The sequence below is a fragment of the Streptacidiphilus alkalitolerans genome (assembly GCF_042511045.1).
In the GTDB taxonomy this organism is placed as follows: Bacteria; Actinomycetota; Actinomycetes; order Streptomycetales; family Streptomycetaceae; genus Streptacidiphilus; species Streptacidiphilus alkalitolerans.
The window spans coordinates 56,453-77,539 of record NZ_JBHEZX010000025.1; the positions used below are offsets into that span (position 1 = coordinate 56,453).

Consider the following 21,087-nt stretch of genomic DNA (forward strand, 5'->3'; position numbering starts at 1 on the left):
TCCACGAGTCTCTCACCAGCACGTTGCCCCGCGGGCCCGCGCGTCCCCCCGGTTATGCCCTACGCTCCCCTGCATCACCCGTCCGGGTGAACGACGATGGCCAGTCTTCGGTCGGGGGGCCAGGAAGGGACAGCGGCAGCCATGCCACGTCACGCACAGAGCAGCCCCGCCTCGCACCGCCGCACCGCCCGATCGGGGCCGAGCAGGCGGAAGCGCAAGCGGGGCCCGCGGGTCGTGCTCGCGGTCTGCTGCACGGCGCTGGCCGCGGGGGCGGGCGGCGTGTTCAGCGGCGTGCTGCCGCTGCCGCCGGGGGTGCCCGCGAGCGTGGTGGTGGCCGGCGACCCGGCCGGGCACACCCCGGTCGCCCACCGCAGCGCCACCGGCACCGCGCGGCCCGACGCCACCGGCGGCGCGGGCGCCCCGCTGGGGACCGGCGGAACGGGCGGCGGGAGCAGCCCGCGCCCCTCCACCACCCCGAAGCCGACGCCCACGGCCACCGCGTCCCCCAGCAAGGCCACGGCCACGCCGACCCCGAGCACGGCCGCGCCGAGCGCGTCCGGCAGCGCGACGCTCGTGAGCAGGACCACCGACGCGCTGATCGCCTCGGCCCAGAGCCAGATCCTGGACCTGGTCAACGCCCAGCGCGCGAAGAACGGCTGCGGCGCGCTGACCGCGTCCAAGCCGCTGGACACCCTCGCCCAGAACTTCAGCCAGGAGATGGCGGTCAGGAACTTCTTCGACCACACCGACCCCGACGGCAAGTCCCCGTGGGACCGCGCCAAGGTCCTGGGCATCACCAACCTCGGCGGCGAGAACATCGCCATGGGCCAGCAGACCGCGGACGATGTGATGACCGCCTGGATGAACAGCCCGGGCCACCGCGCCAACATCCTCAACTGCACCTACCACTCCCTGGGCGTCGGCGTGTACTACGCCACCACCGGCGGCCCCTGGTGGACCCAGGACTTCGGCTTCTGAGGCGACAGCGGGACATGGAATCGAGCCGGTGGTTCAACACCGAGCAGGCCTTCGCCCCCGGTCGGGAGCTGTTCCGCTCGACCCGGCGGTTCAGCCTGTGGGCGCAGACCGTCAGCCACGGCCAGACGCTGCTGCGCAGCCGGAAGGGGGCCGACGGCCGGTCCGGCGAGCCGACGCGTGTCGACCTGCTCTTCAAGCCCGTGCGGGCGATGAAGCTGCGTCAGGACTACCACGGCCTGGTGGTCCGCTGCGCCACCGCCGAGGAGGCCGCGGGGATCCGCGAGCAGGTCGCACCGACTCCGACCGGCGACGACCGGATCCTGGTCCTGGAAACCGGGGGAAGCCCCGACTTCGTGGTCAGCGGCGCCTTCGGCTGGTACGAGGACCTCGGCGGCGATCTTGAGCCGAGCCCCTTCTCGAGCGCGGTCGAGGAGGGGCGGCCGCCCTGGTCGGACCAGGTGCTCCTCGGTGTCGACGGCGGCCTGACCAGCAGGGCCGCCTCACTGGAGGAGCTTGTCGAGGCCGTCGCCAGGACCAGGTATCGCTATGTCTATGTGCTGATGTTCCGTCTTGGCGACTTTCCCGGTGCGGCCGGGCCGGCGACCCCCACGTCGGTGTTCCTGACCCGGGCGGAGGCGGAGCGGGAACGGGCACGCAGGCTCGCCAGCGGCGCCGGCGAGTGGTGGATCGAGCAGACACCGATCGCTGTGTGACTTGCACATCGTTGTAATGCCTATTCAGGCACTTCCAACAGAACACGTCAAGAGTCCACAGGAACGACCGGATTCGACGGTGTTCAGTCAACATAATGACACCTGTGCAGGTCCGGACCCCCAAGGGCGACCATCTGTGCCCTCGGACTGAAACAGAACTCCCCAGATGCCGACCAAAACTCTTGACACGCCCTGGGACTGATGTCTCAATGTCCCCGTTACATCGTTGGAATGAGCCTCCCGCCCGGCCTCCCTCCCCCACCCTCACAAGGATGTGATCGGCGCATGAACGCCACCACGCTGCGCAAGGCCGCACCGGCCGCCGCCCTGGCCGCCGTCCTCTGCTTCACCGCCAGCGCCTGCACCAAGGCGAGCACCACCGCCGCAGGCTCGACCGGCTCGGCCTCGGCCGCCAACACCGCCGCCGCGCAACAGGTCGTCACCCCGTCGGCCAGTGCCGGACCCGGCTGCACCGCCGCCACCTACAACGGCGGGATCCCGGCGCTGAACATCACCGACGGCAAGACCGTGGTCGGCTTCTCGCAGTCCGAGTCCACCAGCAACCCGTTCCGGGCCACCGAGACCAAGTCGATCGAGGACCAGGCCAAGTCGCTGGGCGTGAAGCTGATCGAGCGCAACGCCAACGCCGACGTCAACGCCCAGAACTCGCAGATCGAGGACATGATCGCGCAGGGCGCCAAGGTGCTGATCGTGGCGCCGGAGAACTCGGACGGCCTCGGCCCGGCGCTGGCGCAGGCCAAGGCGAAGAAGATCCCGGTGCTGACCATCGACCGCAGCGTCACCGGCACCGCGTGCAGCGACTTCATCGCCTTCATCGGCTCCGACTTCTACGGCCAGGCCCAGATAGCCGCCGACGACGTGGCCACCGCGACCGGCGGCACCGGCAAGGTCGCCATCCTCTCCGGCACCCCGGGCAACAACGTCTCCACCGACCGCACCAAGGGCTTCACCGACCAGCTCGCGGCGAAGTACCCGAACCTGTCCGTGGTCGCCTCGCAGACCGCGAACTTCGACCAGACCGACGGCCAGAAGGTGATGGAGCAGATGCTCCAGGCCCACCCGGACATCACCGCCGTCTACGCCGAGAACGACGGCATGGCGCTGGGCGCGCTGCAGGCCATCAAGTCGGCCGGGAAGACCCCCGGCAAGGACATCAAGGTGGTGTCCATCGACGGGATCCAGCAGGCGGTGCAGGATATCGTCGCGGGCCAGCTGGCCGCCGACATCGAGACCAACCCGCGGTTCGGCCCGCTGGCCTTCCAGTCGCTGCAGGACTTCTTCGGGACCACCGGGGTCCAGCCCAAGGTGATCATCAAGGACAACCACTTCACCACGGCCAACGCCAAGGACGCACTGGCCCAGGGCCTCGTCTACTGACCCGGGCGGCCGACACCGCCCGCGCCCCGGGGACGGCTCCCCGCGGCGCGGGCGCTCCCGCACGACCACGACGGCCGACCACGACGGCAAGGAGGCACCCGGTGCCGCAGACACCACCCACCGAGATACCCGGGCCCGACCCGGCGCCCGACCCGGCGCCCGATCCCGCAGCCGCGCCCGTACTTGAGGTCTCCGGCGTCAGCAAGAGCTTCGCCGGGGTGCACGCCCTGCGCGGCGTCGACTTCAGCCTGCGGGCCGGCGAGGTGCACGCGCTGATCGGCGAGAACGGCGCCGGCAAGTCCACCCTGATCAAGGTGGTCACCGGCGTGCACCGCCCGGACGCGGGCGAGATGCGGCTCGGGGGCGCGGAGTTCGCGTTCCACAGCCCGCTGGAGGCCCAGGCGGCCGGGATCTCCACGATCTACCAGGAGGTGAACCTGGTCCCGCTGATGTCGGTGGCCCGCAACCTCTTCCTGGGCCGCGAACCGCGCCGCTTCGGCCTGATCGACCAGCGCCGGATGCTGCGGGAGGCCGCCGAGGTGCTGGCCCGCTACGGCGTGCACGCCGATGTCGGCCGTCCGCTGCACACGCTGGGCCTCGGCGCCCAGCAGATGGTCGCGCTGGCCCGGGCGGTCGGCATCGACGCCCGGGTCGTAATCATGGACGAGCCCACCTCCTCGCTGGAGCCGCGCGAGGTGGACACCCTGTTCGGGGTGATCCGCGAACTCCGGGCCCAGGGCATCGCCGTGGTCTACGTCAGCCACCGGCTGGAGGAGCTGTACCGGATCTGCGACCGGGTCACCGTGATGCGGGACGGCCAGGTGGTGCACACCGGCGAGATGGCCGGTCTTGACCGGCTGCGGCTGGTCTCGCTGATGCTGGGCCGGGAGATGTCCGAGGTCAAGCGGGGCGGTACGACCGCCTTCGGCAGCACCGAGCACACCCGCGACAACAGCGAACCCGTGCTCAGCGCACGGGATCTGACCGTCCGTCACCGGCTGCACGGGGTCGACCTGGACGTCCGGGCCGGCGAAGTGCTCGGGCTCGGCGGACTGCTCGGCTCCGGGCGCAGCGAGACCGCCAAGGCCATCGTCGGCGCGCTGCCGAGCGACGCCGGGACGGTCACCGTGGACGGCGCCGAACTGCGGCACCGCAGCCCGGCCGCGGCGATCAGGGCCGGGGTGGTGATGCTGCCCGAGGACCGCAAGGTCGAGGGGATCGTGCCCAGCCTGTCGGTGCGGGAGAACATCGTGCTGGCCGCGCTGCCCCGGCTGTCCCGCGGCGGGGTGGTCTCCACCGCCAAGCAGGACGCGGTGGTGAAGCTGTTCATGGACCGGCTGCGGATCAAGGCCTCCAGCCCGGAGCAGAAGGTCAGCGACCTGTCCGGCGGCAACCAGCAGAAGGTGCTGCTGGCCCGCTGGCTCTGCATGAACCCCAAGGTGCTGCTGCTGGACGAGCCCACCCGCGGCATCGACGTCGGCGCCAAGGCCGAGGTGCAGGGCCTGATCGAGGAACTGGCCGCCGAGGGCATGGCGGTGGTGCTGATCTCCTCCGAGCTGGAGGAGCTGATCGAGGGCTCGGACCGGGTGCTGGTGCTCAAGGAGGGCCGGATGGTCGGCCGTCTGGACGGCGACCAGGTCACCGAGCCGGCCCTGCTGGCCGCCCTCGCCACCGGCCCCGTCGACGACCCGTCACCTGTCACCGCCTCAGCTGAGGAGAACGACCGTTGAGCAGCACCACTGCGGAACGCGGCGGGCCGGTGCTCGACCGGCCCCGACTGCTGCACCTGCTCCAGGAGTACGGCGTCTACGCGGCGCTGGTGCTGCTGCTGGTGATCGCGGTGTCCCTGGACACCACCTTCCTGTCGTCCGGCAACGCCAGGGTCCAGCTGTTCCAGCTGGCTCCGACGCTGCTGGTGGCGCTGGGCATGGCCCTGGTCATCGGCACCGAGGGGATCGACCTCTCGGTCGGCGCGGTGATCGCGCTGTCCGCCGCGGTGGTCCCGCTCTACCTCGGCTACGGCCTGGGCATGGCGATCCCGCTGGCACTGGCGCTGGGCGCGGTCTCCGGCCTGGTGGCCGGGGCGATGGTGGCCTTCGCCGGAGTGCAGCCGATCGTGGCGACGCTGTCGCTGATGATCGGTGTGCGCGGGCTGGCCGAGCTGGTCAACGGCTCCTCCGCGAAGCCGATCATGGACCCCAATCTGCTGGCCCTGGGCGAGAACAGCCTGCTCGGGGTGCCGCTGATGGCCTGGATCGCGCTGCTGGCGGCGGTGCTGGTCGGCCTGGTGGTGCGGCGCACCACCTTCGGCCGGCAGCTGGTCGCGATCGGCGACAACCGCCAGGCCGGACGGCTCTCCGGACTGCCGGTGCGCCGGGTGCTGGTCACCGTCTACGTGGTCTCCGGGGTGCTCTCGGCGCTGGCCGGGATCCTGATCGTCGGCCACGGGGCCGAGGCCGACCCCGCCAACCAGGGCCTGAGCATGGAGTTGAGCGCGATCACCGCGGTGGTGGTCGGCGGCACCCCGCTCAGCGGCGGCAAGGTCCGGGTGGCCGGCACCGTCGCCGGAGCCCTGTTCATGCAGCTGATCAGCGCGGTGCTGAACCAGCACAACGTTCCCCCCTCGTACACCCAGCTGGTCGAAGCGGCCATCATCTGCTTCGCCGTCTACGCCTCACGGGAGCGTGGTACCCGATGAGCTCCACCACCGCGCGCAGCACTGCCGCGACACCCGCCCCGGACGCCCCGCCGTCGAAGGGCGGCGCCGAACCGGCCACCAGACTCGAACGGCTGTCGGGACAGATCCAGCGCCGCGGGGCGCTGGCCGTCCTGGTGCTGGTCTGCGTGATCGCCTCGGCGACCTCGAGCACCTTCCCCACCTGGTCCAACATCAGCAGCATCCTCGGCAACAACGCCTTCGTCTGGCTGCTGGCGCTGGCGATGACCTTTGTGATCACCACCGGCGGGATCGACCTATCGGTCGGCTCGCTCTACGCGCTCGGCGGCGTGCTCGCCGCCAGGGGCGCGCAGACCGGGACCTGGCTGGCGATCCTGCTGCCGATCGCGGTCTGCGCGCTCTGGGGAACGGTGCAGGGCCTGCTGGTGGCCAGGGCCGGGATGGCGCCGTTCATCGTCACCCTGGCCGGACTGCTCGGGGCCCGGGGGCTGCTGCAGGCGCTCACCGACGAGGGCTCGACCACCTATCTGATCCCGCAGCACTCGGCCTTCCGGAACCTCGGCGCCGGGGTCTGGACGCCGGTGCTGATCGTGGCCGCGCTGTTCGGGCTCGGCGCGCTGCTGCTCACCAGGACCAGGTTCGGCGCCACCCTGACCGCGCTCGGCGGCAACCAGAACGCCGCGGTGCTGATGGGACTGCCGGTGGCCCGCGCCAAGGTGCTGGTCTACCTGCTCTCCGGCACCCTGGCCGGCACCGCCGGCGCACTGGCCGGCTCCCGGCTCGGATCCGGCGTCACCACCATCGGCGTCGGCTACGAACTCACCGCCATCGCCTCGGTGGTGATCGGCGGGACGCTGCTCACCGGCGGCGCCGGCTCGATCGGCGGCACGGTCTGCGGGGTGCTGCTGCTCGCGGTCATCCACAATCTGATCGACCACTACTTCTCGCAGTACGGGTCGGCCTTCACCGACACCGTCAACGGCGCGTTCCTGGCCGTGGTGGTGCTGCTGCAGACCCTGCTCAGCCGAGCCCGGCGGCTCAACTGAGCGGGGCCCCGCAGGCGTCAGCGACGGCGGCTGCTCTCCCTGACCACCAGTCGGAAGCCCGGGGTGATCATGCGGCTGGGCTCGGTGTAGCCGTTGGCGATCCGGTCCAGCAGGGCGCCGACCGCCGCCTCGGCGATCTTCGTTTTGTCCGGCGCGATGGTGGTCAGCGAGGGGATCGCGTACTCGGCCTCCTCCACGTCGTCGAAGCCGACCAGGGCGATGTCCTCGGGAACCCGGAGCCCGGCCTCGTGCGCGGCCCGCATGGCGCCCAGCGCCATCAGGTCGTTGAAGCAGAACACCGCCTCCGGGCGGTCCGGCAGCTTCAGCAGCCTGCGCATCGCCGCCGCGCCGTCCGGGCGGAAGTAGGAGCGGACCGGCGGGAAAAGCGCCTGCTCCACCGGCAGTTCGGCCCCCTCCAGGGCCTGGGTGTAGCCGAGCAGGCGCTGCTGAGCGGTGGCCCGGGGGCTGGGGTCCTGCCAGCCGATCGCCCCGATCCGGCGGTAGCCCTGGTCGATCAGGTGCTGGGTGGCGGCGCGGGCGGCGGCGACATTGTCGATGTGCACCCGGTCGGCGACCGGCCCGAAGTCGGCCTCGCCGAGCAGCACCAGCGGGATCGGGCGCTCCCTGGAGACCAGTTCGGCCTGGTCCAGGCCGAGCGGGCTGAGGATCACCCCGTCGATCATCGGGTCACCGAGGCCCGAGGCGATCCGCAGCTCGGCGCCGGGGTCGCCGGCCGTGTCGTCCATCAGCACGGTGCAGCCGTGCCGCCGGGCTGCCGCGATCACCTCGACCGCCAGTTCGGCGAAGTACGGCGAGGGCAGCTCGGGGAAAGCCAGCGCGATCACCCCGCTGCGCCCGGTGCGCAGCCGCCTGGCCATCACATTGGGGTGGTAGCCAAGCGAGTCGATCGCCTGCTGGACCCGGGCCCTGGTCTCCTCGGCGACGTGCACCGAGCCGTTCACCACGTTGGACACGGTCTTCACCGACACCCCGGCGGCCTCGGCCACGTCCTTGAGCCTCGGTGCGGTCGATCCGCCCATTCGTCCGGCCATTGAGTCGACCTTTCGTCCTACCCGATCAGGCTCTGAGGCCACGGCGGCATCAGCTGCTGCGTTACAACGTTAGAATATCGGATCAGGAGTCCTGCCCGTGCTCTCTCCAGCCCAGTCATCCACACCAGTCCGCGACGACTACGGAACCCTCCCCGACGGCTCACCGGTACACCGGTGGACCCTCACGGACGGTACCGGCCTCACCGCCTCCGTCCTCACCCTGGGTGCGATCCTGCAGGCCCTGCACGTCCCCGACTCCTCCGGCAGAACCGCGAACATCGCCCTGGGCCACCGCGACCTGACGGGCTACCTCGGTCGCGCACCCTACTTCGGCGCGACCATCGGGCGCTACAGCAACCGCATCGCCGCCGGGCGCTTCCGGCTGGACGACCGGGTGCACCTGGTCCCGCTCAGCGACCAGCCCCGCCCCAACTCCCTGCACGGCGGCGAGCAGGGCTTCGACACCAGGCTGTGGACCGCGCGACCCCTGGCCGGCGGCGTCGAACTCAGCCTGACCAGCCCGGACGGCGACCAGGGCTTCCCCGGGACGCTGCGGGCCAGCGTGCGCTACACCCTGGCGGCCGGGCAGTTGCGGATCGACTACCGGGCCGACACCGAGGCGCCCACCGTGGTCAACCTGACCAACCACTCCTACTTCAACCTGGCCGGGGAGGGCGCCGACAGCGTGCTCGACCATGAACTCACCCTCGCCGCCGCCGCGTACCTGCCGGTGGACCCGCAGCTGCGACCGCTCGGCGGCGGCCCCGCCCCGGTCGCCGGGACACCCTTCGACTTCACCTCGGCCCGGCCGCTGGGCGAGCGGATCGGCGCCGAGGACGAGCAGTTGCGGATCGCCGGCGGCTACGACCACTGCTGGGCCCTGGACGGCGGCCGGACCAGCAATCCGCGCCGGGTCGCGGTGCTGCGCCACCCCGCCTCCGGACGGACGCTGAAGCTCTCCACCACCGAGCCCGGCATCCAGGTCTACACCGGCAACACCCTGGACGGCAGTTTCACCGGCCCGTCCGGACGGGCCTACGGCCGCTACTCCGGCGTCGCCCTGGAGACCCAGCACTTCCCCGACTCCCCCAACCGCCCGGACTATCCGTCGACGGTGCTGCGGCCGGGCGAGGAGTACCGCTCGGCCACGGTGCTGGACTTCGGGAGCTGACGGCGGGTCAGCGGGGCCGGGGCAGCCGCTGGCAGCGCGGGCAGAAGTAGCTGGAGCGGTTCATCCAGGCGGCCCGGCGCATCGGGGTGGCGCAGCGGTTGCAGGGCTCGTTCTCCCGGCCGTAGGCGTCCAGGGCCCGGGAGAAGTAGCCGGACTCGCCGTTGACGTTCACATACAGGCTGTCGAAGCTGGTGCCGCCGACCGCCAGGGCCGCCGCCATCACCTCGCGGGCCGAGGCCAGCAGCAGCGCGGCCTGGGCCCGGGAGAGGGTGTCGGCCGGGCGCTCGTAGTGCAGCTTGGCGCGCCACAGCGCCTCGTCGGCATAGATGTTGCCGACGCCGCTGATCAGGGTCTGGTCCAGCAGCGCCCGCTTGACGCCGGTGCTGCGCCTCCGCAGCGCGGACAGGAAGGCGTTGTCGTCGAAGCGCGGGTCCATCGGGTCGCGGGCGATGTGCGCCAGCGACAGCGGAGCCGCGTCCGGGTCACTGGGATCGGCGTCCTCGACCGCGAGCCCGCCGAAGGTGCGCTGGTCCACGAAGCGCAGCTCGGTGCCGGTGTCGTCGGCGAAGCGGAGCCGGACCCGCAGATGGGTCTCGGCCGGGGCGTCCTCGGGCTGTATCAGCAGCTGGCCGCTCATCCCGAGGTGGCCGAGCAGCGAGGAGCCGGTGCCGGGGATCGGCAGCCAGAGGTACTTGCCGCGGCGCTGCGCCGGACCGAGGGTCCGTCCGGCGAGCTGCGCGGCGAAGTCCTCGGAGCCGGCCGCGTGGCGGCGCACCGCCCGGGGGTGCAGCACGGTGACCGAACCCACCGTGCGCCCGCTGACCCAGCGGTCGAGACCGCGGCGTACCACCTCGACCTCGGGCAGCTCGGGCACCGGGGGGTCAGCCCTCCGCGGGTGTGGTCGCCGTCTGCTCCGGCGCCGCCGGAGGGTCGGTCAGACCGTGCTTCTCGCGGATGGAGTGCCAGGCGTTCTGCGCGGCCTTCTGCTCCGCTTCCTTCTTGGAGCGGCCGTCGCCGGTCCCGTAGTCCTCACCGGCGACGCGCGCGGCGGCGATGAAGGTCTTCTCGTGGTCGGGGCCCGACTCGGAGACGACGTACTCGGGAACGCCGATGCCGACCGAGGCGGTGAGCTCCTGCAGGCTGGTCTTCCAGTCGAGACCGGCGCCGAGGCTGGAGGACTCCTCGATCAGCGGGTCGAACAGCCGGTGCACCAGCTCGTCGGCCGCGGCCAGGCCCTGGTCGAGGTAGACGGCGCCGATGATCGCCTCAAGGGTGTCGGCGAGGATGGAGGACTTGTCACGTCCGCCCGTGCCCTCCTCACCGCGCCCGAGGCTGATGAACGAGCCGAGTTCGAGGCCGCGCGCCACCTGGGCGAGGGCACGCGAATTGACCACCGCGGCGCGCAGCTTCGCGAGCTGGCCCTCCGGGAGGTCGGGGTGGATCCGGTACAGCGTGTCCGTCACCACCAGACCCAGCACCGAGTCGCCCAGGAACTCCAGGCGCTCGTTGGTGGGCAGGCCACCGTTCTCGTACGCGTACGAGCGGTGGGTGAGCGCACGTACCAGAAGGGCCGGCTCGAGTGTGTACCCGAGCCGCCCCTCCAGGACGGCGTACCCGGTGTCGGCGTGTTGCAGCGCAGACGCTGACATCGTGTTGGTCACCAGCCGATCAGACCGCGATGACCTGACGGCGGTTGTACGTGCCGCAGCTCGGGCACGCGATGTGGCCCAGCTTGGGCTCGTGGCAGCGGTCGCAAGCCACCAGGGCGGGGACCGCAGCCTTCCACTGCGAACGGCGGTGGCGCGTGTTGCTGCGCGACATCTTCCGCTTCGGAACAGCCACGGCTACTTCTCCTGGTTCTCGGCAGCACCCTCACGGGTACCGCTGTCTTCGCTTCCGGCCTCAGATCCGAGTGCCGAGAGTCCCTCTAGAGCCGCCCACCGGGGGTCGACGGCCTCATGGTGGTGGTCCGGGTCGTCCGTGAGCCGCGCCCCGCATTCGGAGCACAGGCCCAGGCAGTCTTCCTGGCACACCGGCTGCAGCGGCAGTGCGAGCACCACCGCGTCACGCAGCACCGGCTCGAGGTCGAACAGGTCGCCCTCGAGTCGGGAAGCTTCTTCGTCCTCGTCGTCGTCGTTCTTGGTCGAGGGACCGAAGCGGTCCATATCGGCCTCGGGGTAGTAGTACAGCTCCTGGAAGTCCGCTTCGAGCTGCTGCTCGACCGGCTCCAGGCACCGCACGCACTCACCCTCGAGGTCTGCTTCGACCGTGCCCGTGACGAGCACGCCCTCCACCACGGCCTCCAGACGGAGGTCCAGCTCGACAGTGCTTCCTTCGGGGACGCCGATCACCTCGATGCCGAGGCCCTCCGGCGCCGGGAGGGAGCGGGGAACCTTGCGCATCGAACCAGGCCGACGTCCCAGCTCATGTGTGTCAAACACAAGCGGGTCACGGTGGTCGAGGCGGTTCAGGGTTTCCTGCTCTCTACGGCGCGTCGTGGCGACGACTGCGAAACGATCTGCTCGTCGGCGACGAACGTGCGAGACGTTCGGGGCAGCCGACAACCCCCGGCACTGAACAGGCCGGAGAGGTCAGACTACCGGACGTCGGGACCGCAACCCAACTCGCGCGGTCCCGGCCCCCGGATCACCCCCGGATCAGTGGTTCCCGCCGAGCTCGCGGAGCTTGCTGACGTCGATGAACCCGGTGTCGAAGAAGCTGGTCTCGTCCAGGCTCTGGTGCGGCAGCGGCACCGGAACCGGCTGGCCGTAGGCGTCGTACTGCTGCTGCGGCTGCTGCTGGTAGTACGGGTCGTACTGCGGCTCGGGCTGCGCCTGCTGCGGCTGGTAGCCGTACGGGTCGTACTGCGGCTGCGGCGGGATGGGCTGGCCGTAGGCGTCGTACTGCTGTTGCTGCTGCAGGTCCTGGTAGGGCGCCGCCGGGTAGCCGTTGGCGTCCACCTCCACCGGCTGCCAGTACTGCGGCTCCTCCGGCGCGAACTGCTGCGACTGCTGCTGCGGCTGCTGCTGGTCCTGCGGGAGCAGTCCGGCCCGGGCCAGCTCGGCGGCCACGGCGGCCTCGCGCTGGGCGCCCTGGTCGATGCCCGAGGCCTGGTCCGCGGCGGCCAGGTAGGCGCCGAGGTCGTCGATCGGGGCCTTGCCGAGCAGCTTGTCCCGGCCCCGGCCGACCGCGTCCAGGGTCTTGCTGAGCGCGGTCTCCAGGGCGGCGAGCTTCACATCGACGTACTCGTCCACCTCGGGGCTGGGCGAGCGGAAGGCGTCCTGGGCGAACTCCTCGCCGTCCTCGCCCTCGACCGGGGCCCCGCCGGTGCGCAGCTTCTGCCGGCCGCGGCCGATGGCGCCCAGGGTCTTGGTGAGCACCACCTCGAAGTTGGCCAGCTTGCTGTCGACGTAGTCGTCGGCCTCGCGGCGCTCCTCCTCGGACTCGGACCTGGCCTCGGCCAGGATCCGGTCCGCCTCGGCCTGCGAGTGCATGGCGATCTCGGTGCCCGAGATCAGCCTGGCCCGCTCGTTCTGCGCCTCCTGGACGATCCGGTCCGCCTCGCGGCGGGCCTCCTCGACCACCTGGTCACCCTGCTGGACCGTCTGCTGCGCCTGGGCGAGCTCGGTCGGCAGGGCCTCCCTGACCTCCGCCAGCATGGCGATCAGTTCGGCCTTGTTGACCACGATGGATGCCGACATCGGCATCGACCGGGCGTTCTCGACCGTCGAGGTGATCTCGTCGAGCTTCTGCTGCACGTCCACCTGAGCTCACATTCTCGGGGCCGGGGGAGCAATGGACTGGAAGCTGCACTCTACTGCTACCGGCGTTCGGCGATCCTTGCCACCAGTCGGCGGTGCACCAGTTCCGGGACCAGATGGGACACATCGCCGCCGTACGCGGCCACTTCCTTCACCAGGGAGGAGGACAGGAAGCTGTAGGTCGGACTGGTCGGCACGAACAGGGTCTCCACCCCGGACAGGCCGATGTTCATCTGCGCCATCTGCAGCTCGTAGTCGAAGTCGCTGACCGCGCGCAGGCCCTTGACGATCGCCGGGATGTCCCGGTCCCGGCAGTAGTCCACCAGTAGGCCGTGGTGCGACTCCACCAGCACGTTGCCGTACGGGGCGGAGACCTCCTCGATCATCTGGATCCGCTCCTCGACCGAGAACAGGCCCTGCTTGGACTTGTTGATCAGAACCGCGATGTGCACCACGTCGTAGAGCCGCGAAGCCCGCTCGATGATGTCCAGGTGCCCATTGGTGATCGGGTCGAAGGAACCCGGACAGACAGCACGACGGATGACGGTCTTCTGCTCCACGGACATGCCTCATTCACTCCCGACGTCATTGGCGGCGGCGCGACCGTACCAGAGCGTGGCCTCGCCGTAACGGCGCTCCCGCAGCGCCGTGAAGCCCTCGGGCCAGGCGAACTCCCCGCCCCTGGTGCTGCGCTCCACCGTGGCGAAAGCGCCGTCCGCGAGCCAGCCCCCAGCCCGTAGTGTGATCAGGATCTCGCGCAGTTCCGGGTCGCCCAACTGGTACGGCGGATCGGCGAAGAGCATGTCGTAGGGCTGCCCCGGAGCCGCGCCGGCGACCACCTTCTCCACCTGGCCCGAACGCACTTCGGCACCCGGCAGCGCCAGGTGGCGGACGTTGGCCAGGATCGTCTTCACCGCGGCCGGGTCGCCCTCGACCAGCAGCGCCTGCGCGGCGCCGCGCGACAGCGACTCCAGGCCGACCGCGCCGGAGCCGGCGTAGAGGTCGATCACCCGCGCCCCGGCCAGCGAGCCGCGCAGCGAGGACCAGGTGGAGAACAGGCCCTCGCGGGCCCGGTCGGAGGTGGGGCGGGTCCCCTCGCCGGGGGGTACGGCCATCCGGCGGCCACGGGCAGATCCGGCGATCACGCGGGTCATGGGTACGGTCCTCGCTGGTGGTGTGGGCAGTCACCCTCCACGCTATCCGCAGCGGAGCAGGGCGACCGCCCGGCGTCCGGCTACCCCTCGGTCACCGGAGCCGCCCCGAGCAGCGTCGGGGAGGCGTAGCGGGACCAGGACAGGCAGCCGTCCGGCGGGCAGTACTCCGGGCGGCGCGGGTCGTGGCCGAGTTCGCGCAGCTTGGTGCGGACCGAGTCAGGGGTGCGGCCGAAGCGGGCCGCTATCCGGGCGACGGTCTCGTTCTCGTGGAAGCGCCGGACCAGCTCCTCCTCGTGCACCGGCACCCAGGGGGCGCCGTGCCCGGGGTAGAGCTCGCGCAGCACGTCGCGGTCGGGAATGGGCTCGGAGACGTCGGCGACGATCGCCAGGGCCCGCAGGGCCCGGTTCAGCGCGATGCGCAGCGAGGCGACGTCCTCCACCGGCAGCCGGAACTGGCCGGAGGCGAGCGGGCGGTCCGGATGGCCCTCGCGCCAGCCGGTGAGGGTGATCACGACCTCGCGGTCGTCGTCACTGGTGAGTTCGATCCGGAAGACCTTGTCGCCGAGCGGGAGTTCGTTGAGGTGACGGAATGCCATGCGAGTGCCCCCAGTGTCCGGTGGGAACGCCCTGGTCGGGCGGCGTCCTGAACACCTTCGATTGTCGCGCGCGGCACTGACATTTCCGGGGCCGGGGAACGCCCGTCCGGGCCTTTCCTCAGCCCTTTTCCAGGTACTCGGCGCGGTCCGCGTCGAGCAGGCTGCGCAGGGCGCCCAGCAGCCCCGGCTGCCCCTCGAGACCCGGGTCGAGGGCGACCAGGCGGACCGCCTCCTCCCGGGCGGCGGCGATCACCTCCTCGTCCTCCAGCACCGAGAGCACCCGCAGCGAGGACCTGACCCCGGACTGGGCCTGGCCCAGCACATCGCCCTCGCGGCGCTGCTCCAGGTCGATCCGGGAGAGCTCGAAGCCGTCCAGGGTCCCGGCCACCGCGTCCAGCCGCTGCCGGGCGGCGCTGGCCCCCGGCATCTCGCTGACCAGCAGGCACAGCCCGGGAGCCGAGCCGCGGCCGACCCGGCCGCGGAGCTGGTGCAGCTGGGAGACGCCGAAGCGGTCGGCGTCCATGATCACCATCACGGTGGCGTTGGGGACGTTGACGCCGACCTCGATCACCGTGGTCGCCACCAGCACGTCCAGCCGGCCGGCCGTGAAGCGGCGCATCACGTCGTCCTTGGCGTCCGGCTGCATCCGCCCGTGCAGCACCTCGACCCGCAGGCCCTGCAGCGGGCCTGCCGACAGCTCGGCGGCGACGTCCAGCACCGCCAGCGGCGGACGGCGGTCCTCGCCCTCCGGCGGCCGGCCCTTGGCCTTGGCCTTCTTCTCGTCCTCGGCGTCACCGATCCGGGGGCAGACCACATACGCCTGGTGTCCCTTGCCGACCTCCTCGCGGATCCGCTCCCAGGCCCGGGCCAGGAAGTTGGGGCGCTCCAGCGCCGGGACCACATGGGAGGCGATCGGCGAGCGCCCGGCCGGGAGCTGGTCCAGCACCGAGGTCTCCAGGTCGCCGAAGACGGTCATCGCCACGGTGCGCGGGATCGGAGTGGCCGTCATCACCAGCAGGTGCGGCGGGCGTTCGGCCTTGGCCCGGAGCGCGTCGCGCTGCTCGACGCCGAAGCGGTGCTGCTCGTCCACCACCACCAGGCCGAGGTCGAGGAACTGGACCTTGTCCTCGATCAGCGCATGGGTGCCGATGACGATCCCGGCGTCGCCGACGGCCAGGTCGAGCAGCGTCTGCCGCCGGGCCGGAACGCCCATCGAGCCGGTCAGCAGCGCCACTTTGGTGCCCTGCTCCGACCCGCCCAGCATCCCGCCCTCGGCCAGATCCCCCATCATCTCCACGATCGACCGGTGGTGCTGCTGCGCCAGCACCTCGGTCGGCGCCAGCATCGCCGCCTGCCCCCCGGTGTCCACCACCGCGAGCATGGCCCGCAGGCCCACCATGGTCTTCCCGGAGCCGACCTCGCCCTGGAGCAGGCGGTGCATCGGGTGGTCCTGGGCCAGGTCGGAGAAGATCTCCGCGGTGACCTTCTGCTGGCCCTCGGTCAGGGTGAACGGCAGCCGGGCGTCGAAGGCGTCCAGCACCCCGCCGTCGCGGGGGATCCTGGGGACGGCGGGCTGGGCCGAGTCGGCGGCCCGGCGCTGGGCCAGCGCGACCTGGAGCACAAAGGCCTCGTCCCACTTCAGCCGGGACTGGGCGGCGATCCGGTCGGCCTGGCTGCGCGGGCGGTGGATCCCCTGCAGCGCGTCCCGCAGCGGCAGCAGTCCGCGGCCCTCGCGCAGCGGTTCCGGCAGCGGGTCCTGCACCAGCTCCCAGTCCAGGCTGCCGAGCAGCACGTCGACGGCCTTGGAGAGCTTCCAGGAGGGCATCGCGGCCGAGGCCGGGTAGACCGGGATCAGCCGCCCGGCGAAGTCCTCGGCCGGGCCGGCGTCCTCATCGTCCATCAACTGGTAGTCGGGGTTCGCGAGTTGGCGGACCCGGTTGAAGACGCCGACCTTGCCCGCGAACATGCCCTGCCGGCCCGGGCGCAGCTCGTGGGCGCGGTGGGCCTGGTTGAAGAAGGCCAGGGTGAGCCGGCCCCGGCCGTCGGTGACCACCACCTGCAGCCGGTTGCCCTTGCGGCCCTTGAACGGGATGACCTCGGTCTTCTCGATCCTGGCCATGACCGTGACGTGCTCGTCCAGCTCCAGCTCGTCCAGGCTGGTCAGCTCGCCGCGCTCGACGTAGCGGCGCGGGTAGTGGTGCAGCAGGTCGCCGTGGGTGTGCAGGCCGAGGCTGTCGGCGAGGACCTTGGCGGTGGTCCCCCCGACCAGCTTCTTCAGGGGTTCGTCGAGCGTGGACATTCAGTACCCTCCCTTCCGGCAACCAGCTCTACACCACAGGACCGACATTCCCGGTCACTCCACTCCGATGAGCAGCGGCAGCAGCGGCTGCCCGCCGCGGTAGACCACGGTGTCGACCACCGGATGCGCCCTGCGCACATGGGCGGTGAGCTGCTCGGCGACCTCGTCCGGGACGCCCTCGCCGAGGATCAGGGTGACCATCTCGCCGCCGGCCGCGAGCATCCGGTCCAGCACCACGGCGGCGGTCTCGCCGGTCCCGCTGCCGATCACCGCGACATCGCCGTCGATCAGGCCGAGCACGTCGCCGGCCTGGCAGACCCCGGCCATGGTCCAGGACTCCCCCTCGGCGACCGCGAGTTCGGCGTAGCGGGTGGCCCCGGCGGCGGAGGTCATCGCCACCACGTCCTCGTCGAAGCGCCGGGCGGGCTCGTGCACCGCGAGCGCGGCCAGGCCCTGCACCGGGGAGCGGGTGGGGATGACGGCGACCCGCACCCCCTCCTTGCGCAGCTGCTCGGCCGCGGCGCCCGCCGCCGCCCGCAGTTCGGCGTCATTGAGCAGCAGCACCACCTCGCTGGCGTGCGACCGGCGGATCGCCGAGGCGAGTTCGGTGCTGGACGGCGGATGGTCCGGGTCGGCGTGCAGCACGGTGGCCCCGGCGGCGGCGCACAGTCCGGCGAGGCCCTCACCGTGCACCACGCTGACCACCCCGCGCGATCCGGGGGCGGCGTCGGCGTCCGGGTTCACCGCGGCGGAGGCGGCGGCGCTGGCGAAGTGGGTGATCCTGATCCGGTGCGGCCGGCCTGCCTCGATCCCGGCCTCCACGGCCGCGCCGGGGTCGTCCACGTGCACATGGACGTTCCACAGGCCCTCGCCGCCGACCACGACCAGGGAGTCGCCCAGGGCGGCCAACGCCGCGCGGAGCGCGGGCAGCGCGTCGTCGGCCGCGTCCAGCAGGTAGATCACCTCGTAGCCGGGGCCGCCCGCCTCGGCGAGGTGCGCATCGGCGTGGGAAGCGTGGGACAGGGCGGGTTCGGCGGCCCAGGCCGGCAGCGGGTCCTTGCCGGCCCGGGCCAGCGGGCCCATCGGGGTGTGCCCGCTGACCGCGTCCGCGAGCGCGCCGAGGACGGTGACCAGGCCGCGTCCGCCGGCGTCCACGACGCCGGCCCGGCCGAGCACCTCCAGCAGCAGCGGGGTACGGGCCAGCGCGACCCGGGCCGCCTCGTAGGCGGTCTCGGCGACGGCGGAGAGGGCGACGCCGGGGTCGAGCCGGGTGACGGCCTCGGCGGCCTCGGCCGCGGCGGCGGCGACCGTCAGCACCGTGCCCTCCACCGGTTTGGCCACGGCCTCGTACCCGGCGTCGGCGGCGCGGCGCAGGGCCCGGCCGAGGGCGGGGCCGTCAGCCGGGCCGACGCTCAGGGCGGCGGCGACTCCGCGCAGCAGCTGGGCCAGGATCACCCCGGAGTTGCCGCGGGCGCCCAGCAGCGCGCCGTGGGCCATCGCCCGCAGCGCCTGCGGCAGCGAGGGGGCGGCCCGGTCGGCGCCGAACAGGCCGTCCACCTCCTCGGCGGCGGACTCGACGGTGAGGTAGAGGTTGGTGCCGGTGTCGCCGTCCGGGACCGGATAGACGTTCAGCGCGTCGATCTCCTCGCGGGCTTCGCCGAGGGCGGCGAGGGAGAGGCGGCACCAGGTGCGGACGGCGGGAGCGTCGAGGGTGTCCAGCACCTGGGTGTCTCCTTGGGTACGCGCGTTGCGGCGAGGCTTCCTGGGCAGGTTATCCGTACCCTCCGCCCCAGCAGGATGCGGAGCTATCCGGGTCTCCGTGGTAGTTTCGTTGTACGGAGTAAGCCGATGTATGCTGCTCCGGTTGCCCGGATCCCTCCGGGCCACCCCTCGGTAGCAGCGCAGTCGCCCAACAGCTCTGTCGCTACCACGGCCTCCGCGCCACCGGGGTTGTCAACGTAAGTGCATCTGAAGTCTTTGGAGTGACTCCCGTGGCTGCCAACTGCGACGTCTGCGGCAAGGGGCCGGGCTTCGGCAACAGTATTTCCCACTCACACCGCCGTACCCGTCGTCGTTGGAACCCCAACATCCAGACGGTGCGCGCTGTGGTCGGACGTACGCCGAAGCGGCTCAACGTCTGCACCTCGTGCATCAAGGCCGGCAAGGTTTCGCGTTAGTCGGTAATTGCGCGATGCCTGCCTCGCCGATGCGAGGGTGATCCGGTGTCGCGCTGACGCGGCCACCTAGCTCAGGCTTCCAGGAGCCCGGTCCACCTCACGGTGGACCGGGCTCTTGCTGTGCCCGGACGCTGCCGGTCGGCGCTAGCGCCAGCGCCAGCCGTGGTCGACCGGGCCGATGCCCGCGCCGAGCGCGAAGCCGCCGGCGATGGCGCCGGTGATGTACTCCTTGGCCGCGGCGACCGCCTCGGGGACGGTCAGGCCGAGCGCCAGCTCCGAGGCGATGGCGCTGGCCAGGGTGCAGCCGGTGCCGTGGGTGTGCTGGTTGTCGTAGCGCGGGGCGCGGAACCACCGCTCGGAGCCGTCCGGGCCGCGCAGCAGGTCGGCGGCCTCGCCGTCCAGGTGGCCGCCCTTGATCAGGGCCCAGGCCGGACCGAGGTCCTGGAGCGCCTTGGCGGCGTCGGACATCTCGGCCTCGCGGGTCACCACCAGGCCGGTGAGCTGCTCGACCTCGTGCAGATTGGGTGTGGCGACGGTGGCCGCCGGCAGCAGCCGGTCCCGCAGCACCGAGACCGCGGAGACGGCGAGCAGGGCGTCGCCGTGCTTGGAGACCCCCACCGGGTCGACCACCACCGGGGCGTCGACGCCGCCGAGCAGTTCGGCGACGGTCTCGACCAACTCGGCCGAGGCCAGCATCCCGGTCTTCACCGCCTGGACGCCGATGTCGTCGACCACGCTGCGGAACTGGGCCCGCACCGCCTCGGCGGGGAGCTCCCAGTAGCCCTGGACGCCGACCGAGTTCTGCGCGGTGACGGCGGCGATCACGCTCATCCCGTGGACGCCGAGGGCGAGCATGGTCTTGAGGTCGGCCTGGATGCCCGCGCCGCCGCCGGAGTCGGAGCCGGCGACGGTGAGCACCCGGGGCGGGGCGGTGGTGGGGGTCGACATGCCAGTCAATCTACAGATCGCCGTTCAGAGCACCGCTTCGGCCTCGATCCAGCGGTCCTCGGGGACGGTCTTCAGCCGGGTCACCGCGTCCACGATGGGCACCAGCCGGATCTCGGTGCCGCGCAGCGCCGTCATATGGCCGTAAGCGCCCTTGTGGACGGCCTCCACGGCGTGCCAGCCGAACCGGGTGGCGAGCACCCGGTCCAGCGCCGTGGGCGTCCCTCCGCGCTGCACATGGCCCAGGATCACCGGCTTGGACTCCTTGCCGAGCCACTGGGCGACCTCCCCGGCCAGCCGGGTGCCGATGCCGCCGAAGGTCTGGTGGCCGAAGGCGTCGGTCTCGCCGTGGGCGAAGCGCATGGTGCCGGGCAGCGGATGAGCGCCTTCGGCGACCGCGACGATGGCGAACTTCTTGCCGCGGGCGAAGCGCTCCTCGACCATCCGGCAGACCTCCTCGACGTCGAAGGGCCGTTCGGGGATGAGGATGCCGTGGGCGCCGCCGGCCATGCCCGCGTGCAGGGTGATCCAGCCGGTGTGACGGCCCATGAGTTCGACCACCATCACCCGTTGGTGTGACTCGGCGGTGGTTTTCAGCCGGTCGATGGCCTCGGTGGCGACGTGGACGGCGGTGTCGTGGCCGAAGGTCACGTCGGTGGCGTCGATGTCGTTGTCGATGGTCTTGGGGACGGCGACCACCGGCAGCCCGGCGTCGCTGAAGAGCTGGGCGGCGGTCAGCGTGCCCTCGCCGCCGATGGCGATCAGCGCGTCGATGCCGAGGTTCGCGGCCAGCTCGGCGGCGCGGGAGACCCCGTCCCGCATCCGCTCCCTGGCCACCCGGGCCGAACCGAGGACGGTGCCGCCCCGGGTCAGGATGCCGTGCACGTCGTCCAGCGCGAGCGGGCGGCTGCGGCCCTCGATCAGGCCGAGGAAGCCGTCCTCGATGCCGACCACCGTGTCACCGTGGTCGGCGACCGCCCGGTGCACGACCGAGCGGATCACCGCGTTGAGTCCGGGACAGTCTCCGCCACTGGTCAGCACGCCGATTCGCATGCTCCAAGCCTAAGCAGAAACCACCGCTATATGTTGGTTCGTCCCAACCACTGACACGCGGTCGGCC

21 protein-coding genes are annotated in these 21,087 nt (G+C 71.7%); 8 read left to right on the forward strand and 13 right to left on the reverse strand.

What is annotated here, in order from left to right:
• The first annotated feature begins 141 nt into the window (after positions 1-141).
• The 6 genes from ACEZDG_RS35375 to ACEZDG_RS35400 all read left to right on the forward strand — a co-directional run bounded on the left by ACEZDG_RS35375 (position 142) and on the right by ACEZDG_RS35400 (position 6,812).
• Positions 142-978, forward strand: coding sequence for a CAP domain-containing protein (locus ACEZDG_RS35375; RefSeq protein WP_380518304.1), 837 nt, complete (start codon positions 142-144; stop codon positions 976-978).
• A gap of 14 nt (positions 979-992) precedes the next feature.
• The gene (locus ACEZDG_RS35380) at positions 993-1,691 is read left to right on the forward strand and encodes a hypothetical protein (protein ID WP_380518307.1); all 699 of its coding nucleotides are present in this window, start codon (positions 993-995) and stop codon (positions 1,689-1,691) included.
• Between the two features lie 285 nt (positions 1,692-1,976).
• Positions 1,977-3,089, forward strand: a complete 1,113-nt coding sequence (locus tag ACEZDG_RS35385) for an ABC transporter substrate-binding protein (RefSeq protein WP_380518310.1) — start codon at positions 1,977-1,979, stop codon at positions 3,087-3,089.
• 101 nt (positions 3,090-3,190) lie between these two features.
• A complete protein-coding gene (locus tag ACEZDG_RS35390) occupies positions 3,191-4,819 on the forward strand; it encodes a sugar ABC transporter ATP-binding protein (RefSeq protein WP_380518313.1) in 1,629 nt (542 codons plus the stop codon).
• Positions 4,816-5,787: an ABC transporter permease gene (locus ACEZDG_RS35395; RefSeq protein ID WP_380518316.1), complete on the forward strand. Its 972-nt coding sequence runs from the start codon at positions 4,816-4,818 to the stop codon at positions 5,785-5,787. The genes ACEZDG_RS35390 and ACEZDG_RS35395 overlap by 4 nt, the downstream gene beginning before the upstream one ends.
• The gene (locus tag ACEZDG_RS35400; RefSeq protein ID WP_380518319.1) at positions 5,784-6,812 is read left to right on the forward strand and encodes an ABC transporter permease; all 1,029 of its coding nucleotides are present in this window, start codon (positions 5,784-5,786) and stop codon (positions 6,810-6,812) included. The genes ACEZDG_RS35395 and ACEZDG_RS35400 overlap by 4 nt, the downstream gene beginning before the upstream one ends.
• A 17-nt stretch (positions 6,813-6,829) precedes the next feature.
• Here the strand turns inward: ACEZDG_RS35400 and ACEZDG_RS35405 are convergent, their stop codons facing one another.
• The gene (locus ACEZDG_RS35405) at positions 6,830-7,864 is read right to left on the reverse strand and encodes a LacI family DNA-binding transcriptional regulator (RefSeq protein WP_380518322.1); all 1,035 of its coding nucleotides are present in this window, start codon (positions 7,862-7,864) and stop codon (positions 6,830-6,832) included.
• A gap of 97 nt (positions 7,865-7,961) precedes the next feature.
• Here ACEZDG_RS35405 and ACEZDG_RS35410 point away from each other — a divergent pair, with 97 nt between their 5' ends.
• Positions 7,962-9,035, forward strand: a complete 1,074-nt coding sequence (locus ACEZDG_RS35410) for an aldose epimerase family protein (protein WP_380518324.1) — start codon at positions 7,962-7,964, stop codon at positions 9,033-9,035.
• Between the two features lie 7 nt (positions 9,036-9,042).
• Here the strand turns inward: ACEZDG_RS35410 and mutM are convergent, their stop codons facing one another.
• The 10 genes from mutM to ACEZDG_RS35460 all read right to left on the reverse strand — a co-directional run bounded on the left by mutM (position 9,043) and on the right by ACEZDG_RS35460 (position 18,567).
• Positions 9,043-9,909: a bifunctional DNA-formamidopyrimidine glycosylase/DNA-(apurinic or apyrimidinic site) lyase gene (mutM, locus tag ACEZDG_RS35415; protein WP_380518327.1), complete on the reverse strand. Its 867-nt coding sequence runs from the start codon at positions 9,907-9,909 to the stop codon at positions 9,043-9,045.
• A 7-nt stretch (positions 9,910-9,916) separates the two neighbouring features.
• Positions 9,917-10,684 carry a ribonuclease III gene (rnc, locus tag ACEZDG_RS35420; protein ID WP_380518420.1) on the reverse strand — a complete coding sequence of 256 codons (768 nt, stop codon included), beginning with the start codon at positions 10,682-10,684 and terminating at the stop codon, positions 9,917-9,919.
• A 19-nt stretch (positions 10,685-10,703) separates the two neighbouring features.
• Positions 10,704-10,877, reverse strand: coding sequence for a 50S ribosomal protein L32 (rpmF, locus tag ACEZDG_RS35425; RefSeq protein ID WP_380518329.1), 174 nt, complete (start codon positions 10,875-10,877; stop codon positions 10,704-10,706).
• Positions 10,878-10,879: 2 nt separating this feature from the next.
• Positions 10,880-11,437, reverse strand: a complete 558-nt coding sequence (locus tag ACEZDG_RS35430) for a YceD family protein (protein WP_380518331.1) — start codon at positions 11,435-11,437, stop codon at positions 10,880-10,882.
• A gap of 255 nt (positions 11,438-11,692) precedes the next feature.
• Positions 11,693-12,799: a DivIVA domain-containing protein gene (locus tag ACEZDG_RS35435; RefSeq protein WP_380518333.1), complete on the reverse strand. Its 1,107-nt coding sequence runs from the start codon at positions 12,797-12,799 to the stop codon at positions 11,693-11,695.
• Between the two features lie 56 nt (positions 12,800-12,855).
• Entirely contained in the window at positions 12,856-13,338 is a 483-nt protein-coding gene (gene coaD / locus ACEZDG_RS35440) for a pantetheine-phosphate adenylyltransferase (protein WP_380518423.1), read from the reverse strand.
• A gap of 27 nt (positions 13,339-13,365) precedes the next feature.
• Positions 13,366-13,980 (reverse strand): 16S rRNA (guanine(966)-N(2))-methyltransferase RsmD, encoded by a 615-nt coding sequence (rsmD, locus tag ACEZDG_RS35445; RefSeq protein WP_380518426.1) that lies wholly within the window; start codon positions 13,978-13,980, stop codon positions 13,366-13,368.
• A 50-nt stretch (positions 13,981-14,030) separates the two neighbouring features.
• Positions 14,031-14,546: a hypothetical protein gene (locus tag ACEZDG_RS35450; protein ID WP_380518335.1), complete on the reverse strand. Its 516-nt coding sequence runs from the start codon at positions 14,544-14,546 to the stop codon at positions 14,031-14,033.
• A 118-nt stretch (positions 14,547-14,664) separates the two neighbouring features.
• Entirely contained in the window at positions 14,665-16,845 is a 2,181-nt protein-coding gene (gene recG, locus ACEZDG_RS35455) for an ATP-dependent DNA helicase RecG (RefSeq protein WP_380518336.1), read from the reverse strand.
• 54 nt (positions 16,846-16,899) lie between these two features.
• Complete coding sequence (locus tag ACEZDG_RS35460; protein WP_380518337.1) at positions 16,900-18,567, reverse strand: DAK2 domain-containing protein; 1,668 nt, start codon at positions 18,565-18,567, stop codon at positions 16,900-16,902.
• Positions 18,568-18,836: 269 nt separating this feature from the next.
• Between ACEZDG_RS35460 and rpmB the strand changes: the two genes are divergently transcribed.
• The gene (gene rpmB / locus ACEZDG_RS35465; protein ID WP_084717743.1) at positions 18,837-19,022 is read left to right on the forward strand and encodes a 50S ribosomal protein L28; all 186 of its coding nucleotides are present in this window, start codon (positions 18,837-18,839) and stop codon (positions 19,020-19,022) included.
• A 144-nt stretch (positions 19,023-19,166) separates the two neighbouring features.
• Here the strand turns inward: rpmB and thiD are convergent, their stop codons facing one another.
• Both thiD and ACEZDG_RS35475 read right to left on the reverse strand, forming a co-directional pair.
• A complete protein-coding gene (gene thiD, locus ACEZDG_RS35470) occupies positions 19,167-19,970 on the reverse strand; it encodes a bifunctional hydroxymethylpyrimidine kinase/phosphomethylpyrimidine kinase (protein WP_380518340.1) in 804 nt (267 codons plus the stop codon).
• 24 nt (positions 19,971-19,994) lie between these two features.
• Positions 19,995-21,020, reverse strand: coding sequence for an ATP-dependent 6-phosphofructokinase (locus tag ACEZDG_RS35475; protein ID WP_380518342.1), 1,026 nt, complete (start codon positions 21,018-21,020; stop codon positions 19,995-19,997).
• Positions 21,021-21,087 lie beyond the last annotated feature (67 nt).